Source organism: Ideonella lacteola (genome assembly GCF_038066555.1).
Classification (GTDB): Bacteria; Pseudomonadota; Gammaproteobacteria; order Burkholderiales; family Burkholderiaceae_C; genus Ideonella; species Ideonella lacteola.
On the sequence record NZ_JBBUTG010000004.1, the window covers coordinates 284,186 to 308,862 of the forward strand.

Consider the following 24,677-nt stretch of genomic DNA (forward strand, 5'->3'; position numbering starts at 1 on the left):
GGTTCAAGCAGGCGCGATGCTAGTGGAGTAAAACTACATCAACGAGATGGGATTTACCCGACGGGTTTCATGTAGTTTTGCTGTAGTTGTATGCCGGTTTTCAGATTGGCGTGTAGTGGGAATACAAAGACAGGGTGGTCGATCTACTCGACGCGCGGCGTGGGGCGACGCGATTCGAGGCTGTAGAAGATGAGGTTGGCCAAGCCGAAGCCGATCGGGATCAAAGCCCAGGTGGCGCTCTCGATGCTGCGGTTGATGGCCAGCGCGGCGCCCACCCCCAGCCCGACGAGCAGCCAGATCAGGCCGCGGCGCAGGAAATCAGCCGTGCCGAGCGAGCGGGCCTCGCGCACGCCCTTGCTGAAGAAGGCGTCTGGCAAGGGGGGCACTTCCATGCCGCGCTCGATGGCGAGCAGGCGCTCTTTGTGGTGCAGCTCGAAGATGTCGCGCTTCTTCCGGTAGTCGACCCACAGCGCCAGCATGGCGATGCCAATGCCCATCACGATGGCGACGATGGGGATGAGGAAGGGCATGATGTGGCGCAGTTCAGCGACGTCGTTGTTCATGAGGGGCTCGTGTGTGTGGGTTGTGACGATGCTGTTGATACCGGCGGGTCGCCGGGTCGGTTTCATCCGCGCCGATGAAATGTTGGTTCGGCACGGTGAAACCGAAGACGATGCAGCCGGGTATCAAGCAGGATGCCCCTGGATGCGCCACCCATCTTGAACGCCCCGACGACCCGGGGCCAGGCGCCTGTGCCAGCCGACGCGGGGCGGCGCGATGACGACCTGGTGGCCTTGCTGTCGGGTGGTCAGCGCGAGCTGGCGTTTTCGCGCCTGGCGGAGCGCTACGGCACCAAGGTGTATCGCCTGTGCCTCGCGATGCTGCGCGATCCCGCACGCGCCGAAGAGGCGGCACAGGACGCGCTGCTGCGGGCCTGGCGATCCAGCGTGAGCTACCGGCCCCAGGCGGGCTCGCTGTCGACCTGGCTCTACGCCATCACCCGCAACCGCTGCCTGAGCTTGCTGGAGAAATCGGCGCTGCCGGCCGTGTCGATGAGCGACGAGGCGGTCGAGGCCGAGGCAGCGGCGCTCGCCGCACCGCAGCCCCATGAACTACACGCGGATGCCGAGGCGGTGCTGCGTGAGCTGGTCGAGGCGCTGCCAACGTCGCAACGCCTGGCATTGACGCTGTATTACTACGAAGAACGTTCCGTGGCCGATGCGGCCGCGATGCTGGGCCTGCCGGAGGCGACGGTGAAGACCCATTTGCACCGTGGCCGGCAATCGCTGCGTGCCCGCCTGGCCGAGCGTGGCCTGGCCGACCCGGCGTTGTGGCTTTGAGGCCGGTGGCGGGAAGCGAAAGGAATGGAAGCGATGAACACCGACCCCTCTCAGGACGACACCTTGGGCCCGAACGAAGCCGTGCTGGATGCCGCGCTGGACCGCACGTTGGCGCGGGTGTGGCAGCCGCCGGCGGTGCCGGTGGGCTTTCAGGATCGGCTGCGTGCCGCTCTGGCCGACGAGGCGGCACTGGACCTGGCCCGGCAGCGCCGCGAGTTGGAGGCCGAGCGGCAGGAGCAGCTGGCCGCCTTGCAGCGGGGGTACGTGCGCATGAAGCGGGATGTGCTGGCGTTGGCGCTGGCGGTGGCGTTCACCGCCGGGGCGGTGATGCACTGGGCGATGCCGTGGCTGCGTGACGCCGCGGGCGTTGACCTGGATCGCTGGTCGCCCATGCTGGCCTTGCTGGGCGGGCTGCTGGTGGCAGGGGCGGCGTGGGTGCAGCGTTTCGGGTGGCCGGTGTTGCCGATCACGCGCCGCTGGTTGCGCACATGAGCGGGGCGATGCGTGGAACGACGGGTGGGCTGACGAATGCGGCAGGGCGCCGCACCGTGGCGCTCAATCCATCGGCCAGGGCAGCTCGCGCGGCAGCTTGATGGCGGGCGTCGGGCTGGCGTGGGCGGTGCCACCGGCATCCGCGGCGCGCCACCACGGCGAGACGGTTTCCGCCCGGCTTGGCTCCACCGGCTCGCCCAGGCGCGGCATCACGAGGGGCACCTGCAGGCCGGGCGCTCGCGCCAGCAGGGTTTCGGCCGGCTCGTCCCACGGGTGCAGCGCGAGCGCGAAGGTGCCCCAGTGGATCGGCAGGAAGGGCCCGCCGCCGAGCAACTGCCAGGCTTTCAGGGCGTTGTCGGGGCCGAGGTGGATGTCGCCCCACGAGGGGTGGAAGGCGCCGACCTCCAGCATGATCAGGTCGAAGGGGCCCAGGCGCTCGCGAATGCGCTCGTATTCGGTGGTCAGGCCCGTGTCCCCGCTGAAGAACACCCGGTGCCGAGCGGTGCGGATCACCATCGACGACCACAGCGTCGCGTTGCGGTCTTTCAAGCCCCGGCCGGAGAAGTGCTGTGAAGGTGCGGCGGTGATTTGCAGCTCACCGCCCGGGGCGGTGTAGCTCTCCCACCAGTCGAGCTCGACGAAGCGCGACTGGGGGATGCCCCAGGCTTCGAGGTGGGCACCGACTCCGAGTGACGTGACGATGGGCACCTGGGTGTGGCGGGCCAGCGCGACGACGGTGGGGTAGTCGAGGTGGTCGTAGTGATCATGCGAGATCACCACCACGTCGGGCAGGGGCAGTTGCTTCAGCCGGATGGGCATGGGCTGGAAGCGCTTGGGGCCGGCAAAGCGCAGCGGCGAGGCGCGCGGGCCCCAGACGGGGTCGGTCAGCACCTTGTAGCCATCGATCTCGACCAGCACGGTGGAGTGGCCGAGCCAGGTGGCGCGCAAGCCGGTGTCTGCGGGCTGTTGCCAGGTGGACAGCGGATTCAGGCTCGGCAAGGGGTGTGCCGGCGCCCGCCGATCGCCGCCGCAGAGGAAGTCGCTCAGCGAGGGGCGCGCAGCGGCGGGATCGCGCAGGCCGGGCAGCACCGGATGGATGTTGCGGAAGCCGCCGCCGCGCTCGCCCTCGTGCCACAGCGGCGAGGCGCGCATGCGCTCAAGGCGCAGCGCGCCGCTGCGGTCTGCACGTCGGCCCAAGGTCTTCATCGGGGGTCGCCCTTCCGGTCTGCGTCGATCAGGATCGAGGGATTGTGCGTGAGCCCGCGTCACCCTGCCGGTGACATCATCCGGCGCATGGATCCACGCGATGACGATGGGGCCGCCACGCGCTGGCAGGTGCATCCCGATGTGGCGCGCGCCGAGACGCTGGACAAGGCCTTCTACCTCGATCCGGCCGTGCAGACGCTGCAGCGCGAGCACCTCTTCGCACGCAGTTGGCAGTGGTTGGGTGATGTGCACGATGCGGCGGTGCCAGGCGCCCTGTGGCCCCGCACCTTGTTGCCGGGTTGCCTGGATGAGCCGTTGCTGCTGTCTTGCGACAGCGCCGGCGAGCTGCGCTGCCTGTCGAACGTGTGCACCCACCGGGGCAACTTGCTGGTGCAGGAGCCGCGCCAGGGGCAGAAGCAGATCCGCTGTGGCTATCACTCGAGACGTTTCGAGCTGGATGGGCGGATGGTCTTCATGCCGGAGTTCCAGCAAGCACAGGACTTCCCGCGACCCTGCGATCACTTGCCGCAGCTGGCATGGCAGGTGTGGGGTGGCCATGCGTTCGTGGCGCTCGAATCGCCCTGGGCGTCGTTCGACGAGGTGTTCGGCCCATTGCGCGACCGCCTGGGTTGGCTGCCGCTGGGCGACTTCCGCCTCGATCCATCGGCCAGCCGCGACTACGAGTTCGATGCGCACTGGGCCCTGTATGTCGAGAACTACCTCGAAGGCTTGCACATTCCGTTCGTGCACCCCGCGCTGACCCAGGCGCTGGACCTGACGCAGTACAGCTACGAGCTGCTGCCGTGGGCCAACTTGCAGTTGGCGGTGGCCCGCGACGATGAGCTGGCGTTCGACCTGCCGGCGGGCTCGCTGGACCAGGGCCGGCGGATCGCGGCCTACTACTACTGGGTCTTTCCGAACCTGATGCTCAACTTCTATCCCTGGGGCTTGTCGGTGAACCAGGTGTTGCCTGCAGGGCCGTCGCGCACGCGGGTGCTGTTTCGTTCCTATGTGTGGGAGCCCGACTTGCAGGGCCAGGGGGCGGGCGGCGCGCTGCACCAGGTGGAGATGGAAGACGAGGCGGTGGTGATGACGGTGCAGCAGGGCCTGCGCTCACGCTTTTACCAGCGCGGTCGCTACTCACCCACGCGCGAGCAGGGGGTGCACCACTTTCACCGCCTGATCGGCCAGGTACTCGGGGCGGTCTCGGGGTGAAGGGGCGCGTTGATGCGCTGCGCCTGGCGGCTAGGTGGTGGGCGTTGCCCTTCGCCTGGGGCAGTAACTGGCCGGGCGGGCGCGAAGGTCAACGGGGTTGGAGGAAAACCTTGTCGATGTCCACCGTGCTGCGCAACCCGACGGCGTCGGCGTGTTCGGCGAGCCAGCGTTCGCCCGCCCCCCGGCCGATCGAGAACAGGGCTTGCAGCAGCCGCGGATCGGTGTTGAGTTTGCTGCTGGCGTTGTAAGGCGCCAGCCCGGATTCATCAGCGATGCGGTGCAGCCGCAGGTCTTTGTAGCGGGTCGGGTCGACCTGGCGCTGGCGTAGCAGCTTCTGCACGAAGGCGATCGCGCGCATTTCGGCCACCAGGCTGGCGTTGAAGGTGATCTCGTTGATGCGATCGCTGATGTCGGCGGCGGTGACGGGCGTGTTCTCCCGCCGCAGGGGGTTGATCTGCACCAGCAGCAGATCGTGCGTGGGGGTGTCATAGATCAGGGGCCACAACGCGGGGTTGCCGCTGAAACCCCCATCCCAATAGGGCTCGCCGTCGATCGTGACCGCCTGCGCCGATTGCGGCAGGCAGGCCGACGCCATCAACGCGTCGATGCTCAATTCGGCGCCGCTGAAGACGCGTGGCTGTCCGGTGCGTACCGAGGTGGCCGTCACGTAAACCTTCACCGGGCCGCGGCGCAGGGCATCTTCGTCGACATGGCGGCGGACGAGGTCGCGCAAAGGGCTCAAGTTGAAGGGATTGAGCTGGTAAGGGCTCCACAGCCGCAACCAACTCTCCCACAACGCATAGCCTGGCCACTGGTCACGGTTGAAGGCCCAGGCAGGCGGCGTTGTCGCGTCGCTCACGGCGCCGGGTGGGGGCAGGCTGCCCGGGGCGGGTGCCCAGCAGTCGGTGATGCCGCCCAGGGCACGCCAGAACGCCGACAGGTTCTCGCGCGCGCCGGTGCGGCCGCCTTGGGCGTAGCCGCTGGCGAGCACGGCGGCGTTCATGGCGCCGGCGCTGGTGCCCGAGATGCCATCGGGCACCAGCCGGGGGTCTTCAAGCAGCGCGTCGAGCACGCCCCAGGTGAAGGCGCCGTGCGAGCCGCCGCCCTGCAGCGCAATGTCGATCGGGCGGTCGGCGAAGGGGCGCTGTCCACGGCGAGACGATGGACGGCGTGTGGGTGAGGAGGGGGCAGGCGTTGCGGTTGAACGCGCGCGCGGCTTGGCCGCCATGTCGTGCCGGCGGCCTCAGCGCGGCATTTGCCGCTGGCCGTACAACTGCTCGGCGCGGTTCAGCAGGATCCAGCTGGTGAGGATGTACTTGTCGCCCGAGACCGGCGTGCAGCCTCGGTGGGTGTGGGTGAAGTAAGCCGGCGCGATCACCATGCGGCCCGCCTTCGGCTGGATGGCGCGCTGCTGGTAGAAGAATTCGGTGTGGCCCCCTTCGGCCACGTCGTTCAGGTAGAACATGAACAGCAGCGTGCGATGCAGCGGCTCGTTCGCTGGCGCTTCGGGGAAGACCTCGCAGTGCCAATAGTTGTAATTGCCACTGCCGCGGTCGTACTTCTGCGCTTGAACGCCACCGACGCGGTAGAGCGCCCGCATCAGATCCTGGGCCTGCGGCGCCGCGACACGCTCGTAGTTGTCATGGGTGACCGCAATCGGCTGGCCCGTCTCGGGGTCGGCGAGCGTCAGCGCCATGGGGGCGATCAAGGCGAAGTGGTACTTGCGAAAGTACTGCTCCGCGTGTCGCGTCGTCGCCTTGAGGATGGCGCCGAGGTCGTCTTTGAACTCGGGATGCTGGTTCAGGTAGAGATCGGTGCTGATCTTCTTGGTGGTGTCGACCCCGCCGCCGGTACGGCCAGGCACCTTGTGGCGGCTGGCCTCGAACTTCTCGATGAAGGCGCGGCAGAAATCCGGATCGAGGGCGTCGTCGTAGGCCTCGATGAAGTCAGGGCTGGAATTCATCCTCTGAGCTTAGCCGCAAGTGGCCGATGCCAAAGGACGATGACCCAGCCCTGTACCGGCAGACGCTTCAGGGCGCTGCCACGGCAGCGGCCGCCACGGCCGCTGCGGCATCCACCAAGCCGCCACCGCAGCCGCCCTGACAATCCTGGCTCGGGATCGGGCGTGCACTGCCCTTGAGCAGTTGCTGCACCCGATCGGGGCTCAGGTTCGGATTGCGGGACAGCATCAGCGCGACCACAGCGCTGACGTGCGGCGCAGCCATGGAGGTGCCTTGCATATAGGCCATGGCATCACCGGCGGGGCGCTTCGTGCCGGAGTTCAGCAGCGACAGGATGCCGTTCTCGGCGACATCCTGCATGTCGCCACCGGGCGCTGCCACGGTGATGCGGCGGCCGTAGTTCGAGTAGTAGGCCTTCTTGCCTTCGCGGTCACTGGCCGCCACCGAGACCACGCCCTGGCAGCCGGCGGGGCTGACGCGGGCGACGTCGATGTCGGAGTTTCCGGCCGCAGCCACCACAACGGCGCCGGCTTCGCGCACGGCCGTCACGGCCGCCTGGAAAGCCTTGCTGCAGGCGGTGACACTGCCCAGCGACAGGTTGATCACCTTGGCCGGATGCGGGTTCTTCGGCACGCCCGCCACCGGCAGACCCGCCGCCCACATCATCCCGTCGATGATGTCGGAGGTGTAGCCACCGCAGCGGCCCACCACCCGCACCGGCAGGATCTTGGCCTTTGGAGCGGCACCCGTGATGCCGGTGCTGTTGTTCGACACCGCACCGATGATCCCGGCGACGTGCGTGCCGTGCCACAGGCTGTCTTTGGCACCGAGTTGGTCGGAATGGCACTGGCCTGCGCTGTACCAGCTGCCTTCATCCCAGGCGAAGGGATCCCGGCCATCGCCATCACGGGCGGTGGCGCGGTTCGAGACGAAGTCGTAACCCGGCAGCAGGTTGGCCATCAGGTCGATGTGCGGGCGGACGCCACTGTCGACCACGGCAACGACCACGTCCTTGCCCTTGGACATGGCCCAGGCTTCAGGCAGGTTGATGCCACCAGCAAACTCGGTCAGGTTCCACTGGGCCGACACGTGCTTGTCATTCGACAGGCTCATCGGAACCATGACGACGTCCGGCTCGACATAGTCGATCCGGGCATCCAGTTTGGCGATCTCGTCAGCCAGGCGGCGCACGAGCTCGGGCGGCAGTTCACGGTCCAGCGCTACCACATCGCCGCCACGTGCCAGCTTGCGCAGGTGGCTGAGGCTGATGCCGTACTTGTTGGCGATCTGACGGGCCTTGGCGACCAAATCGGGGTCGAGGCTGCCATCGTTCGAGAGCTTGATGATCAGGCCGGCGCTGAAGGTCGGCATGATTTCTTTGCTGACTTTGCCGCTGCGGGTGGCGGCGCCGGACTGCAGGGGCAGCGTGGCGCAGAGGGCCAGAAGGCCCGCCATTGCCCAATTGCGGCGGAAAGATCGATTCATGACGAAGCTCCGAACTTTTGGCTGGATATGCCAAGGCGCCCACGGATGGTGAATGCCAAGCGGTCCGCGCGGTTAAGCAGATCGTATGCCCGGCATATGCCCTAATCCTCAAACATCATCAACGAATTAGTGAGGAGCACGAACCGCAATAATTGCGACATCGCCGGAGGCCCGGATTGTGCGGCGGCGTAGAAGCCAGCAACATGGCGTTTTCACCGCCCTGATGAGAAGCATTTCCGGAGGGCAGCACGGACGAAGGAGCGGAGTTTGGCCCTGATCTATCTGTTGGAAGACGACCCGGATTGTTCGGCGAGCGTGGAGCAGTGGCTCGTGCGGGCCGGGCACCAAGTCAAGATCTTCGCCCGCCCTCACGAGTTCTTTTACGAGGTGAGCAAGCAAGCGCCGCGGTGCGCGGTGGTGGACTGGCGGCTGCCCGAAATGGAGGGCATTGACGTCGTCGCGCGGTTGCGTCAGCTGCTTTCCACCGGCGTCGGCGTGGTCATGCTGACGGGCCTGGATACCGAGGAAAGCGTGGTCCGGGCGCTAAAGGCTGGTGCCGACGATTACATTGTGAAACCAGGTTCGGAGTCGATCGTGGTGGCTCGGATCGATGCCTTGCTTCGCCGAATGACCCCGGCGGCATCGACCTTGACGCGCATCGACCGCGCACCCTATGCCCTCGATTTTGGGCGTCGGGAAGTCACTGTGGCCGGCAAGGCCGTCGAATTGGCGCCACGGGAGTTTGACCTGGCCTGGATCCTGTTCAGCGAGCCGGCGAGGCTGTTCACTCGCCAGGAATTGCTGGCCGCCGTCTGGGGGCGCAACCATGAAGCGGGTGTGCACACGGTGGCCCAGCACGTGTATCTGATTCGTCGCAAGCTGGCCTTGACGGAACATGGATTCCGTTTGAACGCCGTCTATGGAACGGGCTATCGGCTGGAGTTGCCGTCGACTTCCGAGGTGTCCTGAAGGTTCGGGGTCTCCGGGATCCACGATGTCTGCAGTCTTGTTGCCTGACTACTCCGTCAGCTATGACTGGCAGGATCGGCCGGTCGACGAGGTGCTTGCCGAATGTGACGCGGCCGCGCTGTCGGCGGGGGCCACTGGCGATGCCCTGCATGTGGCGCGTGCGTTGGCGATCCAGGGCGCGGCCCACGGCGTGGCGGGGCGTCCGGACGCGGAGGAGATCCTCCAGCGTGCCGAGGTTGAGGCCCTGCGTTCTGGCGATGCGACGCTGATCGATCAATGCCGCTTGGCGCGTGTTCGCCACGATGCCGACTGCGGTCGCCACGCCCGGGCCTTGGCGACGTGCCGACACCTGGCTGACGAGGCCCGGTTGCAGGGGCGCTCGCCGATGGTGCGTCAGGCCCTCTTTGCGGCCGGGATCAGTTTGTGCCACCTGGGCGAACACGATCATGCCTTGGAGGCGTTCGAAGAGGCACGCATGCTCTTGCGTGCCCATCCGTCAACCTTGGCCGAATCCGACCACCGCGTGGCCATGGGGCGGTATGCCGCCGCTCAGGCGCAAGCCTGGCTGATGCGCGGCGGGTTGCTGCTGGAAGCCGCCGGTGCTGAGAGTGCGACCGAAGCGCTCCAGCGGGCCCGCCAATTGGGCGAGCAGGCGTGCGGCCTCTTGTTGGGCACCAGCCCGCGTTTCAGCCACGTGGCGATGTTCGGACAAGTGCGTGCATTGCTGGAGGCGGGCCGGGGCGAAGAGGCCAAGGCGTGGGTGGCTCGCATTGAACGGCAGGATCCCACCCCGCCTGCCGCAGGCACGCTGGCGCTGGCCTACAAGCGGCTCAGCCAGGCCTTGATCGAACTGCGGGCGCCGGGTGGTGACCCGCGGCAGGTGCTGGCCTGGTTGCGTGAGGTCGAGACCATTGGCCACCCACGCGTGGCCGGAGGCGACTTGCGGCTCTCGCTCTTGCGCTGCCTGTTCGAAGCCCATGAACAGGCGGGTGACTATGCGCTGGCGTTGTCGCACCAACGCATCTGGGCCCAAACGAAGGCCCGCCTGCGCACGATGCTGGCGCGCGAACACAGCCGATGGACCGACGAAACGCTGGCCACGATGCGGTCGGAGGCGGGCCAGTTCGTCACCGACGAGCTGCGACAGCCGCTGGCGCAGGCCATTGCGCTGCTGGGCCCGCTGTCCCAGCGCGATGGTCCGGAGGAAGCCCAGGTCGGCATCCGCCGGGCGCACCACAGCGTTCGCCGTGCCATTGACATTGCGGACCAGTACCTGGGGGTGATGCGGGCCGAGCATCTTCGTGATGAAGACCTTCAGCAAATCGAGCTGGCCAGCGTGGTGGACGACACCTGTGAGCAGATGGCACCCCCCACGAATTCACGGGTGTACCTGTCGCGTGACGTGCAACGTCCGGTCGTGGTCCGAGGCGATCGCCTTCTGTTGATGCGTGCCTTGGGCAATCTGCTCAGCAATGCGTTCAAGCATGCGCCGCCCGGCAGCGCCGTGCGGGTCCAGCTGGCCCGCAAGCCTGGGGGCATCTGGTTGACCGTCACCGACGAAGGCCCCGGCCTGCCTTTGGACATGCGAGTCCGCCTGTTCCAGCGGTTTGCCAGCGGTGCCGTGCGCAATGGCAATGGGCTGGGCCTCGCGATGGTCGCCCGCGCCGCTCGGGTGCACCAGGCCCGGATTCTGGTGGACAGTGAGCCGGGCCAGGGGACGTCGATCAGCTTGGTGCTGGGGGCACAAGAGTTTGAGTCATGACGCCAACCTGACTGTCGCCAACGAGGTGACGGGCGACAGCGACGCCAGCACAGAGGCGTTCTTTCAGCGCAACCAGATGCTGCTGGCCACCCGCGCCGCCGATGCGCTGGAGGTGGGGCGTGAGGCAGAGGCGCGGGCACGGGTGGCGATGGATCAGCTCGGCGTGGTGCGCTCCCTGCTGTTGCAGGGCATGGCGCAGGACGCTCTGGGCCATGCGGAAAGAGATGCGACGCTCGCCGAGGCCCTGCGCCAGGCCGAGTCGCTGGGTGAGCCCGTTACGCTGATCCGCGCCGTCAACAGCCAGATCGTTGTCGACATTCACCGGGGCCGCTACGCCGACGCTTTATGGCGCGGGCAGTCGATGTTGGGCATGGCCCACGCCTTGCGGCGCAACGACCTGCTGCTTCGCCTGACGATGAACCTGGGCACCGCGCTGGGCCTGATCGGCGAGCACGAACTGGCCATTTCGATGTTCAACGAATGCCTGGCCTTGCTGTCGGGTGACGACGCGGGTGTTCGGCAGCAACGCATCCGCATCGTGAACAACATGGCGTGGGCTTGGCTGGGAGTGGCCCGATCGGTGGCAGAAGAGCGGCCGGATGGGGCGGTGGCAGCTTTGTCGCAGGCCAAGCAACTGGCCTTGCAGGCGTGCGAGGGCGCCTTGGGTGAAGCCAATGGCGCCCTGCGTGCCGGGTCGCTGGACACCTTGGTCAGCGTGCTGCTCGAGCGCGGCGAGGAGGCCGAGGCGCTGACCTGGGTCGAAAACGTCGAGAAGCTGAGCCAGGCGATGTTGCAGCCGCATTCGATTGCCTGGGGAACGAGCACCCTGGCCCGGTGCCGAGTGGAGGTGGGGCACGCCGACGTCGACCTGCTGGCGGTGGAGCGCCGCCTGCGCGAGATCGAAGCCATGCCCGGTTCGCGGTTTCGGACGGGTGAACTGCATGCCAGCCTGTGCCTTTGCTTGTCCGAGGTGCTTTCGCGGGTCGGGCGCCATCAGGAGGCGCTGGGATATCACCGCAAATGGATGCAGTTCGAAGCGCGAACGCAGAGCCTGCTGGCGCGTGAGCACGCCATGGCCGTTCACCGGACGATGGAGTCGCTGTGGGGCGAAACGGAGGAGTTCATCACCCACGACCTGCGCAATCCTCTCGGGGCTGCTTTGGTCCAGATTGACTCCATTTCGCCCCGCGTGCTCAATGATCTGGATCAGGCTGCGCTCGACGGCGCGCGGAAGTTCGTCCGTCGTGCCTTCGAGACGGCGGACCACTATCTCGCCATCGTGCGTGCGCGCAATCTTCGGCGTGCGAGTCTCACCCCGATGGATCTGGCCGAACTGGTCGATGACGTGGGCGAACGTCTGGCCCCGCCAGCCGGGGCGGCCGTCCGGCTTGAACGCGATATCGAGTGGGGCCTGGAGATCCGGGGCGACCGTATTTCGCTGTTGATGGCGCTCGACCAGTTGCTGCGCATGGTGTTGGATGCCACCCAGGCCGGTGCGACCGTGAACTGGACCTTGCGTGCTGAAGAAGCGTATGCGGTGCTGGCCGTCGAGAGCCGTGCCGTGGGTGCTGCGGCCCAAGGGGCCGGGTGGTCATGGGCCACCCGGGGCGCAGAGCGTCGGGACATGGCCTCGGCGATGCTGACCCGTGTGGCTCAGTTGCACGACTCGCACGTCGAGCCGGTGGCAGGCCCGCCGGGGGGGATTCGCATCGAGTGGCGCTTCCCCTTGATCGGCGAGGCCGCCGACTGAGGGGATGGCAAGCCAGGCCGTCTCACTGCACCACACACAGCGATTCGAGCGGTACCGGTCGGCCGAAGAGGTAGCCCTGGTACAGGCCGCAGCCCAGGTCACTGAGCATTTCTCGTTGTTCGGGGGTCTCCACGCCCTCGGCGACGAGTTCGAGGGCGAGGTCGCGGGCCAGCGCGATGACCGTGCGCACGACCGCGGCCTCGCGAGGGTCGCTCAGCATGTTGCGGACGAAGACCTGGTCGATCTTGAGCTGTGACAGCGGCAGGTGTTTCAGGTAGCTGAGCGACGAATAACCGATGCCGAAGTCGTCCAGGCTCAGGCGCACGCCCAGTTCGCGCAGCGCCTGCATGTGCGCCTGCACGCTCGGCATGTCCGAGATGACGACGTTTTCGGTCACCTCCAGCTTGAGCAGGCTTGGCGAGACCCCGGCGGTCTGCAAGGCCAGGCGCACGTCTTCAACGAAGCTGGGATGCTGAAACTGGTGGGGGCTCACGTTGACCGACAGCGTCAGGTGCTTGGTGGCCGGGTCTTGCGACCACCAAGCCAGCACGGCACAGGCGTCGCGGATCACGGCGCGTCCGATCGGCACGATGAGGCCCGATTCCTCGGCCAGCGGGATGAAGCGTGACGGCTCGATCATCCCCAGCTCGGGCGACTCCCAGCGCAGCAAGGCCTCGGCGCCGACGACACGACCGGTGCGATCGACCTGGGGCTGGTAGTGCAGTCGGAACTCTTGTGCCGGCACGGCGCTGCGCAGGGCAGTGAGCAGCCGCGCGCGTTCATCGTGCTCCGCCTTCATCGAAGGCTCGAAGACGCGCACGCAGTCGCGCCCGGCTCGTTTCGCGCGGCGCAGAGCCAAATCGGCCTCCCGCAGCGCCTGCTCGATCGGCTTGTCGGCGGTCAGCCAGGTGGCACCGGCGCTGGCCGTCAGGTGCAGCTCGCCGCCGTGGCCGAAGAAGGGCCGGCGCAGCCGGTGCAGCAGGGCTTCGCCCAGGCCGAGCAGGGCCGGGTCGTCGGCACGCAACGGTTGGGCCGGCGACAGCAGGGCGAATTCGTCGTTGCCGAGCCGTGCGATGAGTGCCGGGGGGTCGAAGGCGTCGATCAGGCGATGGGCGGCTTCTTGCAGCCACAGGTCACCGATCTCATGGCCGAGGCTGTCGTTCAGTGCCCGCAACCGGTCCAGGCCGATCAGCACCAGGGCGCGAGGCGGGGGTATTCCCACGCCGCGCAGGCGTTGACGGTCCGCGTCCCGCTCGGCCTGAAGGGTGCTGAGGAATGCCGATCGGGTCGGCAGCCCCGTGACCTGGTCAGGCAGCGTGGCGACGGGGCGATGGGGCGCCAGCCGCCCACGCGGCCAGGCCATGTGGGGTGATGCGGCACCGGCCAAGGCGGCGCCGGCGATCGCCCCGATGATGGCAGCCGCTTCGCCGAGTGGCGAGCCCAGCCCGGCGGGCAGCGCGAGGCTGGCCGCCGCCCCTGTGGCCGCGCCAGTCATGGCGCCCAGCGCGCAGGCCACCGCGTTCCAGCGCGACGACAGGGGCGCGACGGCCGCCAGCTCGGCTGGGCCGTGGGCCACGCCCATGCCCTCGCCCTCGTGCAGCGAGAGGGAAGGCCGGGGTGGCTCGAGTGTGGCCGCAGGGGCTGCGGAGGCTAAGGGGGCCGGGGGAGAGATCGGGGTCACGGCGGGCAATCGCAAAAGCTTCGTTGACAGCCAGCGGCAACCGGTTCGCTCCAAGCGCGAGCGGCATCCATGTCGCAGCAGCGATCAACTGTGAGCGGCCACCCTCTCCAGGCGCGCAAGTTCTTTTAAGAAAGCCGTTCATGATAAGTGTCCATCGTGCCGCGGCGCGATGCTTTGTTCTGGGGGGCCCCTGGGTGTGGGACACAATCGCGCCGCTCTGGCACCCTGTGCGCCGCCTCTGGACCCTCATTGCCGATGAACGCCTCGCTCGCCTCCGACCCGCCCGCCGACAAGCGCCTGGGAGACCCGGCGGATGCGCTGGCCGACCTGGCCCGCCGCGAGCGTTTCTTCGACGCCCTGGCGGCCAGCCTCGAGTCCGGCGGCTTTCGACTTCTGGTGCTGGGCAAGCCGCGCTCCGCGGCGGGTGATCTGGTGCGCGTGAGTGCGCGGCCGATCGAGTTGCGTGGCGTGAAGTGCTTGCAGCTGCTGCATCACCATCGCACCCGCGACCTGACCGAAAACCTGCCGCTGCCCGAGGCGCAGGCTCGGCTGGACGGCCTGGTGGGCCCCGCGATGTCGCACGCCCATCTGTTCACCGCCGAGGAAGAGCTGCAACTGCTGATCAGCAAGAAGGGCCGCATGGCTCTTCGCCGCGCGCGCATCGCGAAGGCGGATGAGGGCGACGCGGCCGACGGGAACGACCCGGCCGGCACCGCGGTGGACCGTGAGGCCGGGCGCGGCCACCAGCGCACCAAGCGGCGGATGCTGTCGTTGCAGGCGCCGTTTCTTCAAGCGCTGGGGGTGGTGGACCGCAGCGGTGCGCTGGTGCCGGCGATGGCGCGCAAGTGGAAGCAGATCAACAAGTTCGTCGAGGTGCTGGATCACGCGCTGGACGAGGCGGGCCTGGCCCAGGGCACGCCCCCGGCGGACGCGGCGCCGCTGCAGGTGGTCGACTTCGGTGCCGGCAAGGGCTACCTCACCTTCGCCACCCACCACCATCTGAGTGACCCCGAACAAGGCCGCGGCTGGCCGACGCAGACCTGCGGCGTCGAGCTGCGCCAGGAGCTCGTCGATCTGTGCAATGACGCTGCCCGGCGCTGCGCGATGCCCGGCCTGGCCTTCGAATGCGGCGATGTCAGTCGCGTGCTGCCGCCGCATGTCGATGTGATGATCGCGCTGCACGCCTGTGACACCGCCACCGACCATGCGCTGCATGCCGGCATCTGCGCCGGTGCGGCGGTCATCCTCAGCTCGCCGTGTTGCCACAAGCAGATCCGCCCGCAACTGCAGCTGCCGGCCGTGCTGCGGCCGATGCTGCGCCATGGCATCCACCTCGGGCAGGAGGCGGAGATGGTCACCGACAGCCTGCGCGCGCTGCTGCTGGAATCGCGTGGCTATGACGCCCAGGTGTTCGAGTTTGTCTCGCTCGAGCACACGAGCAAGAACAAGATGATCCTGGCGGTCAAGCGTCGCCAGCCGCTGCCCGCGGCTCGCCAGGCCGCGTTGTTGGCGCAAATCGCCGAGATCAAGTCGTTCTACGGCATCCAGGAGCATTGCCTGGAAAGCCTCTTGCAGGCCGAGGCGGCCTGACGGGCTGAGAGGCCGTCCAACGCGCCCGCTCAGGCGGCGGCTCAGGCGGCGGTGGCGATGACGCGCGTCACGCGGCTGATGGCGGCGGCCAGGCGCCCCAGATCGAGCGGTTTCGCGACATGGTCGTTCATGCCGGCGGCGAGGTAGGCGGCGCGCTCTTCCACCATCGCATTGGCGGTCATGGCGACGATCGGGATGCGTGACACTGCCCCCGGCAGCGCGCGGATCGCTCGGGTGGCGGCCTCGCCGTCCATGCCGGGCATCTGGATGTCCATCAACACGAGGTCGTAGTGCGCGGCCTGCACCTGCCGCACCACCTCGAAGCCATCGGCCACGATGTCGCTGAAGTGGCCTAGGTGGTCCAGCATCGCCTTGATCAGGATCTGGTTCACGCCGTTGTCTTCAGCCACGAGGATGCGCCGCGCGGTGGGTGAGGGGGTGCCTGACTCGGCGGCCTGCTCGGCGGGCGGTGGGGGTGGCAGGGTGGTGGGTGTCGCCGCCGGGGTGCTGACCACTTCCAGCGGCAAGCTCACCGTGAAGGTGCTGCCAGCGCCGGGTCGGCTTTGCACGTCGATGTGGCCGTGCATCAGCTCGACGATCTCCTGGCTGATGGCCAGACCCAGGCCGCTGCCGCCGTGGCGCCGGGCGGTGCTGGAATCGCCCTGGCTGAAGTGGCGGAACAGCCGGGGCAGGGTGTCGGCATCGATGCCGATGCCGGTGTCGCGCACGGCGATCAGCAGCTCAGTGCGGCGGCCCGGCAGCGGCCGGTGGGTGAGTTCGACGTCGACCCGGCCTTCGTTGGTGAACTTCAGTGCATTGCCGATCAGGTTGAACAGCACCTGGCGCAGCCGGCTCGGATCGCCGCGCAGCCGGTTCGGCACCCCGGGGGCAGACTGCATCGCCAGCACCAGCCCCTTCGCCTCGGCGCGCACGGCCAGCAGCGAGACCACCTCGTTGACCGTGGTCACCGGGTCGAACTCGACGATCTCCAGCTCCATCCGCCCGGCCTCGACCTTGGAGAGATCGAGGATGTCGTTGATCAGCGCCAACAGCGTCTGGCCGGAGCTGCGGATCAGCTCGGCGTAGCGCCGCTGCTCGGCGGTGAGGGGTGTGTTGAGCATCAGCCCATTCATCCCCAGCACGGCGTTGAGGGGCGTTCGGATCTCGTGGCTCATCGAGGCCAGGAAACGCGACTTGGCCTTGTTGGCAGCCTCGGCTTCGGAGCGCGCGCGTTCGAGGGCCCGCTCGGCCGCCGTGACGTCGTGGTAGATCGTGATCACCCCGCCGTCGGCCGTGTGCCGTTCGACGGCATGGATGACCCGGCCGTTGGGCAGGATCTGCTCGTGCTGGCCGTCTTCGGTGCGGTGGATCGCGAGTCGGCGCTGCACCCAGCCTTGCTGGTCTTCCGGGGGGGCGTCCGGCATCATCGCGTTGACGGTGACCAGGGCCAGCCGCTCAAACGGCACGCCGGGGGCGATCACTTCGCTCAGCCAGGGGTAGATCTGCAGGAACCGAAGATTCCAGACGACCACCCGGTCGTTGGCGTCGCACAGCAGCATCCCATCGGCCATCGAGGCCAGGGCCTGGTCGAGCATGCTCTTGCTGCGGTCGACCTCGGCGCGCGCCTGCGACAAGCGGCCCAGGTGCCAGTGGGTGAAGGCGCCGGCACCCAGCACCATCAGCAGGAACAGCAGGGCCGCGGCCAGCACGAATCGCCGTTGCTCGTGGGCATTGGCCAGCGCCGCTTCGATGGGGATGGAGGCGGCCACGAGCAGGGGCCGGTAGAGCACTGGCCGAACAGCGACCAGGGCGGGCGCGCCGCCGATGCGGGCCGGCGAGGGTTCGGCGTGGCCGGTGGGCATGGCCTCGCCGAGCGGCTGGGCGAGCCGTTGGCCGATCAGCGCATCGTGCGGCGGCACGCTGACGAGCAGTTGGCCGTCGTCGCGCTCGAGGGTGGCCACCAGGCCGTCGATGTCGGCCGCCTGGGACAACAGGCTGGCCACCAGCGATGCCGGCACCTCGGCCACCGCCAGCAGCCGCGCACCGCCGCCCAGCTCGATGGGGCGGGCGAAGTAGATCATCCGCTCGGTGGTGATGAAGTTGACCAGCGGCGGGCTGATCACCAGCTGCGGCGAAGGCAGCGCCATCGCGTCGCTGACGAAATTGGGCGGCAGTGGCAGGCCGAGCCGGGCGCTGTCGGGCTGGGCGGCGGCGAGAACCGAGCCGTCGGGGTTGAGCAGCACCAGGTCGCGCACCAGCAGGTTCTGGCTGATGGTGGTGCGCAGCTGGGCCTGGGTGCCGGTGACATCGAAGGTGCCGTTGGCCAACCGGTGCGGCCGCAGCAGGGCCTCGGTGCCGGCGAGCATCACGTCCACGCCGAGCAGGGTGCGGTTCAGCGAGGCTTCGGCGCCCGCAATGAAGCGCTCGGCCCGCTGTCGAGCTTCATCGAGCGCATCGCGTTCTTCGCTGCTGATCAGCGTCGTGGCGGCGGCCAGCACCGCGCCGACGAAGACCGCCACGAAGCCCGCGATGGCCCACTGCACTCGACGCGGCGGATTCATGGCGTGCCGAGCCCCGGCTTGGCCTGGATGCCGCTGATCGGGCCGATGGTCTGCTTCCAGGCGTCGGCGCAGGTCTGGCCACACCGTTGCAGCCAGCGCGCCAGCACCGTGTCGACCAGCACGGCGCGGCGGCGCTGGTCGTCGTCGGACGTGGGGGCATGGGCTTGCAGGCGGCCGGAGCGGCCGCCGCAGTCCTGTTCGCCGGTGAGGCACCGCACGCCTTCACCGGTCTCGCGCTCCGAATCGGCCCAGATGGCCTGTTCCAGCCGCATCAGCTCTTGTTTGAGCATCGATCGCTGCTCGGGCGCCAAGGCGGACCAGGCGGTCGTGTTGGCGCCGAAGACCGCCATGCCCCAGCTGACGGGCATGGTGAACAGGTGCTGGGTGTGCTGCTGCAGGCCGATGGTGTAGCCGGACATGCTGCCCGTCAGGGCGCACTCGACATTGCCGCTGCGCAGGTTCTGGACCAGCTCCGCGAACGGTGTGTTGATCGGCTTGGCGCCGAGGGCCTCGGCCCAGTCGGCCTGGGTTGCACTGGCGGTGCGGACACGGCGCCCGGCCAGATCCGCCAGTCCCTTCAATGGCCGCTGGCAAAAGAGCATCTGGGCCGGGTACACGTAGATGGCCAGCAGCTCCACGCCGTGGCGCTCCCGGAGCGTCTTTTCCAGGAAGGGGCGGTAGGCGGCCGTGTGCCGGCGCAGGCTGGCGATGTCGGGGTTGAGCCCGGCCAGGTCGGCGGCGCCGAGCAGCGGCTCGGTGGCGCTGGACAGCGAGACCAATGCGGTGCCGAAGGGGACGACACCCAGCTGCATCAGGCGCAGCATGTCCTGCCCACGGATGCCGGCGCGGTCAAACGGCACGATCGTGGCGCGCAGCTTGCCGCCCGACAGCCGCGGCAACTCCTGCACCCAGAAGGGCTCTTCCTGCCTCGTGTATTGATTGACGTTGGCCAAGCCGCCCACGATCCGCAGGGAGACCGGGCCGGTGGTGGGGCTGACCGGCGCTGACGCAGCGGCCGGTGGTGGAGACTGGGCTGGCAGGGGGCCGACCAGGGCGGCGGCGCACAAGGCCACCATCACCCTGGCGGTCCGCCCGGCGCGATGCGGACGGGGTCGCACGGCGAGGGCGGTTCGGCCGCCGAGGGCTGTGCAGTCGGTCATCAACGCGATCCCTTCCTGTGGTGTGAACAGGCCCCAATCGTGCGCGCATCGTCCAGCCCACACCCTCGGTGGGCAGCGTAAATCAGTATGGCAGGAAGCCGCGGTGCTGTCACAGCGGCGCGTCGCCTTCAGCCAGCCCGCGGATCGCCGCTCAGGTACACGCCGAACACACGGCGGAAGGCCTCTGAGCTTCGGGGGCCGAGCTGCCCGTCTTCGCGCAGAAAGATGTCCGGGAACTGGTTCAAGAAATGCTGCAGCGCGATGGCGTCGGGCAGCACATCGTCGGGGCTGTAGTGCAGGCGGGTCGGCATCGCCGATTCAAGGCGGCTCTGCGGAGCGGCTCGCGCCATGGCGGTGGTGACCGTGGTGCGGTCACCGGGTGGTTCGCCCGGGAGCGGCCTCTGCCGGGCTGGAAGGGGCGGGGCGTCCAGGCATCCTTTTTCCGCGAGGCGGCGCAACAGCGCGGCGGCCCCCGGCTGCTTGCTGACGGCGCCGGCCGAGAAGGTGCCGTCCGCCACATACTTGCCGCGCAGGTAGTGCGAGGTGTAGCTCCACAGATAGGGGCTCTTGACCTCGGGGTGCGCGCGGCGATAGCCCCAGCCGTTGTAGCTCTCCCATTTGAAAAGGATGCCCGGCACGCTCCAGTCATGCCATTGGTCGTACCGCGCCAGGCGCAGTGCATCGACCGCGCTGTCTTCCCAGAGGTAGGGAGGCGTGCCGGCGACGGGCCGCCCGGCGGGCACGTGGGTGGTGCGGGCGCTGAGCGGGTCGCCGTTGTGAAGGTGGGTGTCGAAGCGGGCACGGGATTCCATGTGATGAATCACGGCGACCACGTACCACGGCAGGCCCAGCGGCTCGGCCGCCGCCTGGTAGCGGTGCCGCTGGCCGATGGCCAGGTCGGCCGTGGCGTCGACCTCGTCTTGCCGCTCGGGGCGAATCTGGCAGCTGTCGAACAGCTGCTGGTACTCGGCACGCAAGGCGGGGGTGAGGGCGGGGGTGAGATTCGGCATCGCGGTCTCCTCGCGGCGGGGGGCGTCGCGCCGTGAGCGTGCGGCCAAGCGGGATGCGTGTCATCCCCCCATACAGGGTCATCCTGGGCGCGCTTTAGGGATGCCGCCACAATCCCGGCCGGGAATCCTTGGCTTCATCAGGAAGAGGTGCCGCGCATGGCCGCATTGGTGTGGGGATTGGTGCTGTTTCTGGGCATGCATTCGGTGCGCATCGTGGCCCCTGCCTGGCGCGAGGCCCAAATGGCGCGGCTGGGCCGCACGGCTTGGCGTGGCCTTTATTCGGCCGTGTCGCTGGTGGGATTCGCGCTGCTGGTGTGGGGCTATGGCCAGGCGCGCCAGCAGCCGGTGGTGCTGTGGCAGACCCCGGTGGGCCTGAAGCACCTGGCGCCGCCGCTGGTGCTGGTCGCCTTCATCCTGCTGGCCGCTTCGCAGGTCGGCGGCAACGCGATCCAGGCTCGGCTGCAACACCCGATGCTGCTGGGCACCAAGCTGTGGGCGTTCGCCCACCTTCTGGCCAACAACACGCTGGCCGACCTGGTGCTGTTCGGCGGGTTCCTGGTCTGGGCGATCGTGGGCTTCCGCAGCGCTCGGCGGCGTGGCCCGGTGCAGGTGGAGGTCAAACCGGCCCGCACGGCGGTGGCGGTGCTGGCGGGTTGCGCGGCCTGGGCGTTTTTCGCCTTCTGGGCCCATGCCGCGTGGATCGGCGTGCGCCCGTTCTGATCTCGGCCCCGGTGGGCACCTGGGGTCAGGCCGCGTAAGACAGAGCGAGGGGTGCTGTGTCGTCGCCGCGGCGCGAGCCGCGGGCGGATCACTTGCTGCCGAACAGACGCTCGAAAAGCTTGCTGCCGATCAGCTCGCGCACCTGAAGGCCGTTGAGCGATTCCTCGAACACGCCGCCGCGCTCGACATCGAACAACCCGGCTTCGGCGTTCGCGCCGTGAGGCTGAGTGTCCTGCCAACCCGGGCTCTCGGGCGCTTTCGCAATGCTCATCGGGGGCACTTCGTCCAGCGGTGCCGGCCAGGTGAGTGGCGGCAACTCGGGGCGAGGGGCAGAGCGGTAGGTGGGCTGATAGACGGGTTTCATGGAGGCCCTCCGTTGGGTCCAATGGAGCCGTGACAGGATGTATGTAACGTTACGCGGGTTTCTCCCAGGCTGAGCCGCCGAACAACGGGGTGAGTGGCGGTCATTTCTGTCACTGGACAGTCACCAAGGATTCTTGTGGGCGTCATGCCCGGTGGCTAAGGTCGCAGGCCTTTCCGATGTCCTGGAGGCTCACGATGACCCTGCATAAAACCCCCCACCGCACCCACCGCCTGGCTGCGGCCGTGCTGACCGTGCTTGGCACCCTGGCCGCCGGTGCGGCGCAAGCCGGCCTGCCGCAGTTGTCGGGGCCGCCGCTGGTCATCGGCCACCGGGGTGCGCCTGGCCATCTGCCGGACCACACGCTGGAGGGCTATGCGCTGGCGATCGAGCTGGGGGCCGATTTCGTCGAGCCCGACCTGGTGGCGACCAAGGACGGCGTGCTGATCGCCCGCCACGAGCCGAACCTGATCGCCACGACCAACGTCGCGAGCATCCCGAAGTTCGCATCGCGCAAGCGCGTGGCGATCGTCGACGGCGCCGCCGAAGAGGGCTTCTTCGCCAGCGACTTCACCTTGGCCGAGATCAAGGAGTTGCGCGCCGTGCAGCCGATGGCCCAGCGTGACCATGGCTTCGATGGCGAGTACAAGATCCCGACGCTGCGCGAGGTGATCGCGCTGGTCAAGCGCAAGACGCTGGAAAAGGGCCGCACGATCGGCATCTACCCCGAGACCAAGCACCCGACGTACCACAAGAGCCTCGGTCTGGCGTTGGAAGACCGGCTGCTCGACGAGCTGACGCTGGCGGGCTGGAACTACCGCAATGCGCCGGTGTTCATCCAGAGCTTCGAGACGGCCAATTTGCGCGAGCTGCGTCAGAAGACCCGGGTGCATCTGGTGCAGCTGGTCGACGCCGACGGCCTGAACCCGGACGGGACGCTCAGCTTCGCGCCGCCCTACGACAAGCCGTATGACTGGGTGGTGTCGGGTCGCCCGGGCCTGTTCAGCGACCTGCTCACGCCCGCGGGCCTGGCCGAGGTGGCCACGTACGCGGACGGCGTCGGGCCCTGGAAGTACTACCTGCAGTCCACGGCCTGCAAGGTGGTGGCGCAGGGGGCCTGCCAGGATGCGAATGGCGATGGCCTGGTCAATGAGGCCGATCGCACCGTGCTGCCCCCCACCGCGGTGGTGGCCAACGCCCACGCACAAGGCCTGGTGGTGCATCCGTACACCTTCCGCAGCGAGGATTCGCGCCTGCCGCTGGAAGACCTGGGTACGCCGACCCGCGAGTACCAGCGTTTCTATGAGCTGGGCGTGGACGGCCTGTTCTCAGACTTCACCGAGAGCGCGGTGGCCGGGCGTTCGATGTACCTGCTCAAGCACGCGCCGGCCTACCGCCAGTGCCTGGTGAAGGGCGGCTGCACGCGCTGATCGAGATCGCCCGGGGTGTGAACAGCTTCACGCCCCAGGCGACGCCCACCACGAACGTAGGATGGCCGATCGCCGGCTGTCGGCATGGAATGACCTCCCACATAACTTGTCAGGAGGACGACACCATGTTTCAACGCTGGCTCGCGGGACGCCTGCTCCCTGCCGTTCAGGACGCGCGCGTCGGAGTTTCCGAGGATGACGTGGCCTGGTGGCGGCTGTCGCCGGAATCGGTGATCTACGGCACGCCGGGAGACGATACCCTGGTCGGTACCTCCGGGGCCGACACGATCGATGGGGGCGAGGGTGCCGACGAGATGCGCGGTGGCAAGGGCGGCGACACGTATGTGGTCGACAACGCCGGCGATCGGGTCGTCGAGTCGTCTGGCAAGGGCAAGGACACGGTGCTCGCCAGCGTGAGCTACACGCTGGCTGACAACGTCGAGAACCTGGAGCTGCGTGGCCGCGACGACCTGTCGGGTGTCGGCAATGACTTGGCCAACAAGCTCACGGGCAACGCCGGCCACAACGATCTGGACGGCCGTGCCGGTGCCGACACCATGGTCGGCGGCAAGGGCGACGATACCTACCATGTGGGCGATGCCGGGGACGTGGTGGTCGAAAAGCCGGGGCAGGGCACCGACACCGTCGTCGCTTCGATCGACTACACGCTGGGCGACGGAGTCGAAAACCTGGTGATGCGGTCCCCCTCGACAGCCGGCATGCGGGGCGATGGCAACGCACTCGACAACACGATGTCCGACTGGATCGGCTCAGACCTGCTGGTGGGCCACGACGGCAATGACACCCTGCATGGCGGCACGGTGCTCTCACCGGGCTCCAGCGACACCCTGGATGGCGGGGCGGGCGACGATGTCCTCACCGCGGGCCTGCATGCCTATTCGAGCGACGAGCTGATCGGCGGTGATGGCAACGACAGCCTGACGGTGATGGCCGGGGCGAACGCCTTGCACGGCGGCGATGGCGACGATGTGCTGCAGGGCGGCTCGGGTGGCATGTACCACGGGGCGAGCGACTACCTCGATGGCGGTGCGGGCAACGATACCTTGAGCGGCGGCGGCGCCCAGTCGGGTGGCGATGGCAACGATCTGATGAGCTTCAGCATCGCATCGAATGCCGAGGGTGGGGCCGGCGACGACGTCATCCGGGGCTCCGGCGGGGTGGGCTACCAGAGCCTGTGGGTGGACGGCGGCATCGGAAACGACGCCATCGACGTCACGTCACTCAACAACCACCTGACGGGCTGGGGCGGCGATGGCAACGACACGCTCCGCGGCGGCACCCTGGTGGGGAACCTCTCACTCGTTGGTGGGGCTGGCGACGACATCATCACGGGCTACCGGATGACGCCTTCGTCTTCCGTGATGACCCTGTCCGGCGGCGATGGCCGCGACACGATCACCGGTACGCTGACCAATGGCCAGTGCGTGGTGGACGGCGGGGCCGGCGACGACACCTTGCAAGTCAATGTGAATGCGGGTGGTTTCGGCGAGGTCACGCTGAAAGGGGGCGAGGGCAGCGACCTGTTCGTGATGACAGACCACCAGAATCTGTACCCCTATCAAACCTGGACGACTGATTTCGCCAGCGGTGCGGACCACCTGGGTGTCAGCCAGTCCGCCATTTCGGTGGGCAACGGCGATCTGGTGATCGATGGCGCGGTGACGATCGATGGCCCTGGCGGCTTCGACTCGAATGCTGAACTGGTGCTGGTGGCGGCGGACATCTTCGGGGACATCACGCTGGACAGCGCTGCTGCAGCGATCGGCAGTGCGAACCAGGCCTATCAGACGGGCCAGACGGTGCTCTTCGTGGTGGACAACGGGGACCAGACCCAGCTGTTGTCGTTCACTTCATCGGGCGCCGATGCGCAGGTCACGGCCGACGAATTGACCGTGGTCGCTTCATTGTGGACGGCCACCTCGATCGCGGTGGAAGACCTGGTCTGGACGACCTGAGCGCCGCT

At 68.0% G+C, this 24,677-nt stretch carries 20 protein-coding genes; 10 read left to right on the plus strand and 10 right to left on the minus strand.

From position 1 onward, the window contains the following. Positions 1–143: 143 nt before the first annotated feature. Complete coding sequence (locus AACH06_RS09250) at positions 144–563, minus strand: DUF6249 domain-containing protein (RefSeq protein WP_341425364.1); 420 nt, start codon at positions 561–563, stop codon at positions 144–146. A gap of 156 nt (positions 564–719) precedes the next feature. Between AACH06_RS09250 and AACH06_RS09255 the strand changes: the two genes are divergently transcribed. Further along, the gene (locus AACH06_RS09255) at positions 720–1,340 is read left to right on the plus strand and encodes an RNA polymerase sigma factor (protein ID WP_341425365.1); all 621 of its coding nucleotides are present in this window, start codon (positions 720–722) and stop codon (positions 1,338–1,340) included. Between the two features lie 33 nt (positions 1,341–1,373). Continuing rightward, positions 1,374–1,832 (plus strand): hypothetical protein, encoded by a 459-nt coding sequence (locus tag AACH06_RS09260; protein WP_341425366.1) that lies wholly within the window; start codon positions 1,374–1,376, stop codon positions 1,830–1,832. Positions 1,833–1,895: 63 nt separating this feature from the next. Here AACH06_RS09260 and AACH06_RS09265 read toward each other — a convergent pair whose 3' ends face one another. Further along, positions 1,896–3,038 (minus strand): MBL fold metallo-hydrolase, encoded by a 1,143-nt coding sequence (locus AACH06_RS09265; protein ID WP_341425367.1) that lies wholly within the window; start codon positions 3,036–3,038, stop codon positions 1,896–1,898. A gap of 48 nt (positions 3,039–3,086) precedes the next feature. Between AACH06_RS09265 and AACH06_RS09270 the strand changes: the two genes are divergently transcribed. Then, positions 3,087–4,253 (plus strand): aromatic ring-hydroxylating oxygenase subunit alpha, encoded by a 1,167-nt coding sequence (locus AACH06_RS09270; protein WP_341425368.1) that lies wholly within the window; start codon positions 3,087–3,089, stop codon positions 4,251–4,253. Between the two features lie 88 nt (positions 4,254–4,341). Here AACH06_RS09270 and AACH06_RS09275 read toward each other — a convergent pair whose 3' ends face one another. From AACH06_RS09275 to AACH06_RS09285, 3 genes are all read right to left on the minus strand, one after another. Continuing rightward, positions 4,342–5,481, minus strand: coding sequence for a patatin-like phospholipase family protein (locus AACH06_RS09275; protein ID WP_341425369.1), 1,140 nt, complete (start codon positions 5,479–5,481; stop codon positions 4,342–4,344). A gap of 15 nt (positions 5,482–5,496) precedes the next feature. Beyond that, entirely contained in the window at positions 5,497–6,216 is a 720-nt protein-coding gene (locus AACH06_RS09280) for a 2OG-Fe(II) oxygenase (RefSeq protein WP_341425370.1), read from the minus strand. A gap of 67 nt (positions 6,217–6,283) precedes the next feature. Continuing rightward, entirely contained in the window at positions 6,284–7,699 is a 1,416-nt protein-coding gene (locus tag AACH06_RS09285; protein ID WP_341425371.1) for a S8 family serine peptidase, read from the minus strand. A 267-nt stretch (positions 7,700–7,966) separates the two neighbouring features. Here AACH06_RS09285 and AACH06_RS09290 point away from each other — a divergent pair, with 267 nt between their 5' ends. From AACH06_RS09290 to AACH06_RS09300, 3 genes are read left to right on the plus strand one after another with little or no spacing between them, the layout of a single operon-like run. After that, the gene (locus AACH06_RS09290) at positions 7,967–8,668 is read left to right on the plus strand and encodes a response regulator transcription factor (RefSeq protein WP_341425372.1); all 702 of its coding nucleotides are present in this window, start codon (positions 7,967–7,969) and stop codon (positions 8,666–8,668) included. A gap of 25 nt (positions 8,669–8,693) precedes the next feature. Beyond that, positions 8,694–10,430 (plus strand): ATP-binding protein, encoded by a 1,737-nt coding sequence (locus tag AACH06_RS09295; protein WP_341425373.1) that lies wholly within the window; start codon positions 8,694–8,696, stop codon positions 10,428–10,430. After that, positions 10,420–12,180 (plus strand): sensor histidine kinase, encoded by a 1,761-nt coding sequence (locus AACH06_RS09300; protein WP_341425374.1) that lies wholly within the window; start codon positions 10,420–10,422, stop codon positions 12,178–12,180. The genes AACH06_RS09295 and AACH06_RS09300 overlap by 11 nt, the downstream gene beginning before the upstream one ends. A 22-nt stretch (positions 12,181–12,202) precedes the next feature. On the opposite strand, the gene AACH06_RS09305 is transcribed toward AACH06_RS09300, so the two are convergent. Then, a complete protein-coding gene (locus AACH06_RS09305) occupies positions 12,203–13,762 on the minus strand; it encodes a putative bifunctional diguanylate cyclase/phosphodiesterase (RefSeq protein WP_341425375.1) in 1,560 nt (519 codons plus the stop codon). A gap of 354 nt (positions 13,763–14,116) precedes the next feature. On the opposite strand from AACH06_RS09305, the gene AACH06_RS09310 reads away from it, so the two are divergent. After that, a complete protein-coding gene (locus tag AACH06_RS09310) occupies positions 14,117–15,451 on the plus strand; it encodes a class I SAM-dependent methyltransferase (protein ID WP_341425376.1) in 1,335 nt (444 codons plus the stop codon). A 41-nt stretch (positions 15,452–15,492) separates the two neighbouring features. On the opposite strand, the gene AACH06_RS09315 is transcribed toward AACH06_RS09310, so the two are convergent. The 3 genes from AACH06_RS09315 to AACH06_RS09325 all read right to left on the minus strand — a co-directional run bounded on the left by AACH06_RS09315 (position 15,493) and on the right by AACH06_RS09325 (position 20,182). Then, entirely contained in the window at positions 15,493–18,012 is a 2,520-nt protein-coding gene (locus tag AACH06_RS09315; RefSeq protein WP_341425377.1) for an ATP-binding protein, read from the minus strand. After that, a complete protein-coding gene (locus tag AACH06_RS09320) occupies positions 18,009–19,172 on the minus strand; it encodes a TRAP transporter substrate-binding protein (RefSeq protein ID WP_341425378.1) in 1,164 nt (387 codons plus the stop codon). The genes AACH06_RS09315 and AACH06_RS09320 overlap by 4 nt, the downstream gene beginning before the upstream one ends. Before the next feature lie 128 nt (positions 19,173–19,300). Then, positions 19,301–20,182 (minus strand): hypothetical protein, encoded by an 882-nt coding sequence (locus AACH06_RS09325; protein ID WP_341425379.1) that lies wholly within the window; start codon positions 20,180–20,182, stop codon positions 19,301–19,303. Positions 20,183–20,338: 156 nt separating this feature from the next. Here AACH06_RS09325 and AACH06_RS09330 point away from each other — a divergent pair, with 156 nt between their 5' ends. Further along, positions 20,339–20,902, plus strand: a complete 564-nt coding sequence (locus tag AACH06_RS09330) for an NnrU family protein (RefSeq protein ID WP_341425380.1) — start codon at positions 20,339–20,341, stop codon at positions 20,900–20,902. A gap of 88 nt (positions 20,903–20,990) precedes the next feature. Here the strand turns inward: AACH06_RS09330 and AACH06_RS09335 are convergent, their stop codons facing one another. Next, complete coding sequence (locus tag AACH06_RS09335; protein WP_341425382.1) at positions 20,991–21,266, minus strand: hypothetical protein; 276 nt, start codon at positions 21,264–21,266, stop codon at positions 20,991–20,993. A 194-nt stretch (positions 21,267–21,460) separates the two neighbouring features. Between AACH06_RS09335 and AACH06_RS09340 the strand changes: the two genes are divergently transcribed. Beyond that, the gene (locus AACH06_RS09340) at positions 21,461–22,693 is read left to right on the plus strand and encodes a glycerophosphodiester phosphodiesterase (RefSeq protein WP_341425383.1); all 1,233 of its coding nucleotides are present in this window, start codon (positions 21,461–21,463) and stop codon (positions 22,691–22,693) included. Positions 22,694–22,818: 125 nt separating this feature from the next. Further along, the gene (locus tag AACH06_RS09345; protein WP_341425384.1) at positions 22,819–24,669 is read left to right on the plus strand and encodes a calcium-binding protein; all 1,851 of its coding nucleotides are present in this window, start codon (positions 22,819–22,821) and stop codon (positions 24,667–24,669) included. The last annotated feature ends 8 nt before the right edge of the window (positions 24,670–24,677 follow it).

Excerpts from the sequence above, each read along its gene's own strand:
- AACH06_RS09345 (WP_341425384.1), top strand. The coding sequence starts at position 22,819 with ATGTTTCAACGCTGGCTCGCGGGACGCCTGCTCCCTGCCGTTCAGGAC.
- AACH06_RS09305 (WP_341425375.1), bottom strand. The coding sequence starts at position 13,762 with ATGGGCGTGGCCCACGGCCCAGCCGAGCTGGCGGCCGTCGCGCCCCTG.
- AACH06_RS09330 (WP_341425380.1), top strand. The coding sequence starts at position 20,339 with ATGGCCGCATTGGTGTGGGGATTGGTGCTGTTTCTGGGCATGCATTCG.
- AACH06_RS09250 (WP_341425364.1), bottom strand. The coding sequence starts at position 563 with ATGAACAACGACGTCGCTGAACTGCGCCACATCATGCCCTTCCTCATC.
- AACH06_RS09275 (WP_341425369.1), bottom strand. The coding sequence starts at position 5,481 with ATGGCGGCCAAGCCGCGCGCGCGTTCAACCGCAACGCCTGCCCCCTCC.
- AACH06_RS09260 (WP_341425366.1), top strand. The coding sequence starts at position 1,374 with ATGAACACCGACCCCTCTCAGGACGACACCTTGGGCCCGAACGAAGCC.
- AACH06_RS09295 (WP_341425373.1), top strand. The coding sequence starts at position 8,694 with ATGTCTGCAGTCTTGTTGCCTGACTACTCCGTCAGCTATGACTGGCAG.
- AACH06_RS09265 (WP_341425367.1), bottom strand. The coding sequence starts at position 3,038 with ATGAAGACCTTGGGCCGACGTGCAGACCGCAGCGGCGCGCTGCGCCTT.
- AACH06_RS09315 (WP_341425377.1), bottom strand. The coding sequence starts at position 18,012 with ATGAATCCGCCGCGTCGAGTGCAGTGGGCCATCGCGGGCTTCGTGGCG.
- AACH06_RS09285 (WP_341425371.1), bottom strand. The coding sequence starts at position 7,699 with ATGAATCGATCTTTCCGCCGCAATTGGGCAATGGCGGGCCTTCTGGCC.
- AACH06_RS09280 (WP_341425370.1), bottom strand. The coding sequence starts at position 6,216 with ATGAATTCCAGCCCTGACTTCATCGAGGCCTACGACGACGCCCTCGAT.
- AACH06_RS09325 (WP_341425379.1), bottom strand. The coding sequence starts at position 20,182 with ATGCCGAATCTCACCCCCGCCCTCACCCCCGCCTTGCGTGCCGAGTAC.
- AACH06_RS09310 (WP_341425376.1), top strand. The coding sequence starts at position 14,117 with ATGAACGCCTCGCTCGCCTCCGACCCGCCCGCCGACAAGCGCCTGGGA.
- AACH06_RS09340 (WP_341425383.1), top strand. The coding sequence starts at position 21,461 with ATGACCCTGCATAAAACCCCCCACCGCACCCACCGCCTGGCTGCGGCC.
- AACH06_RS09320 (WP_341425378.1), bottom strand. The coding sequence starts at position 19,172 with ATGACCGACTGCACAGCCCTCGGCGGCCGAACCGCCCTCGCCGTGCGA.
- AACH06_RS09335 (WP_341425382.1), bottom strand. The coding sequence starts at position 21,266 with ATGAAACCCGTCTATCAGCCCACCTACCGCTCTGCCCCTCGCCCCGAG.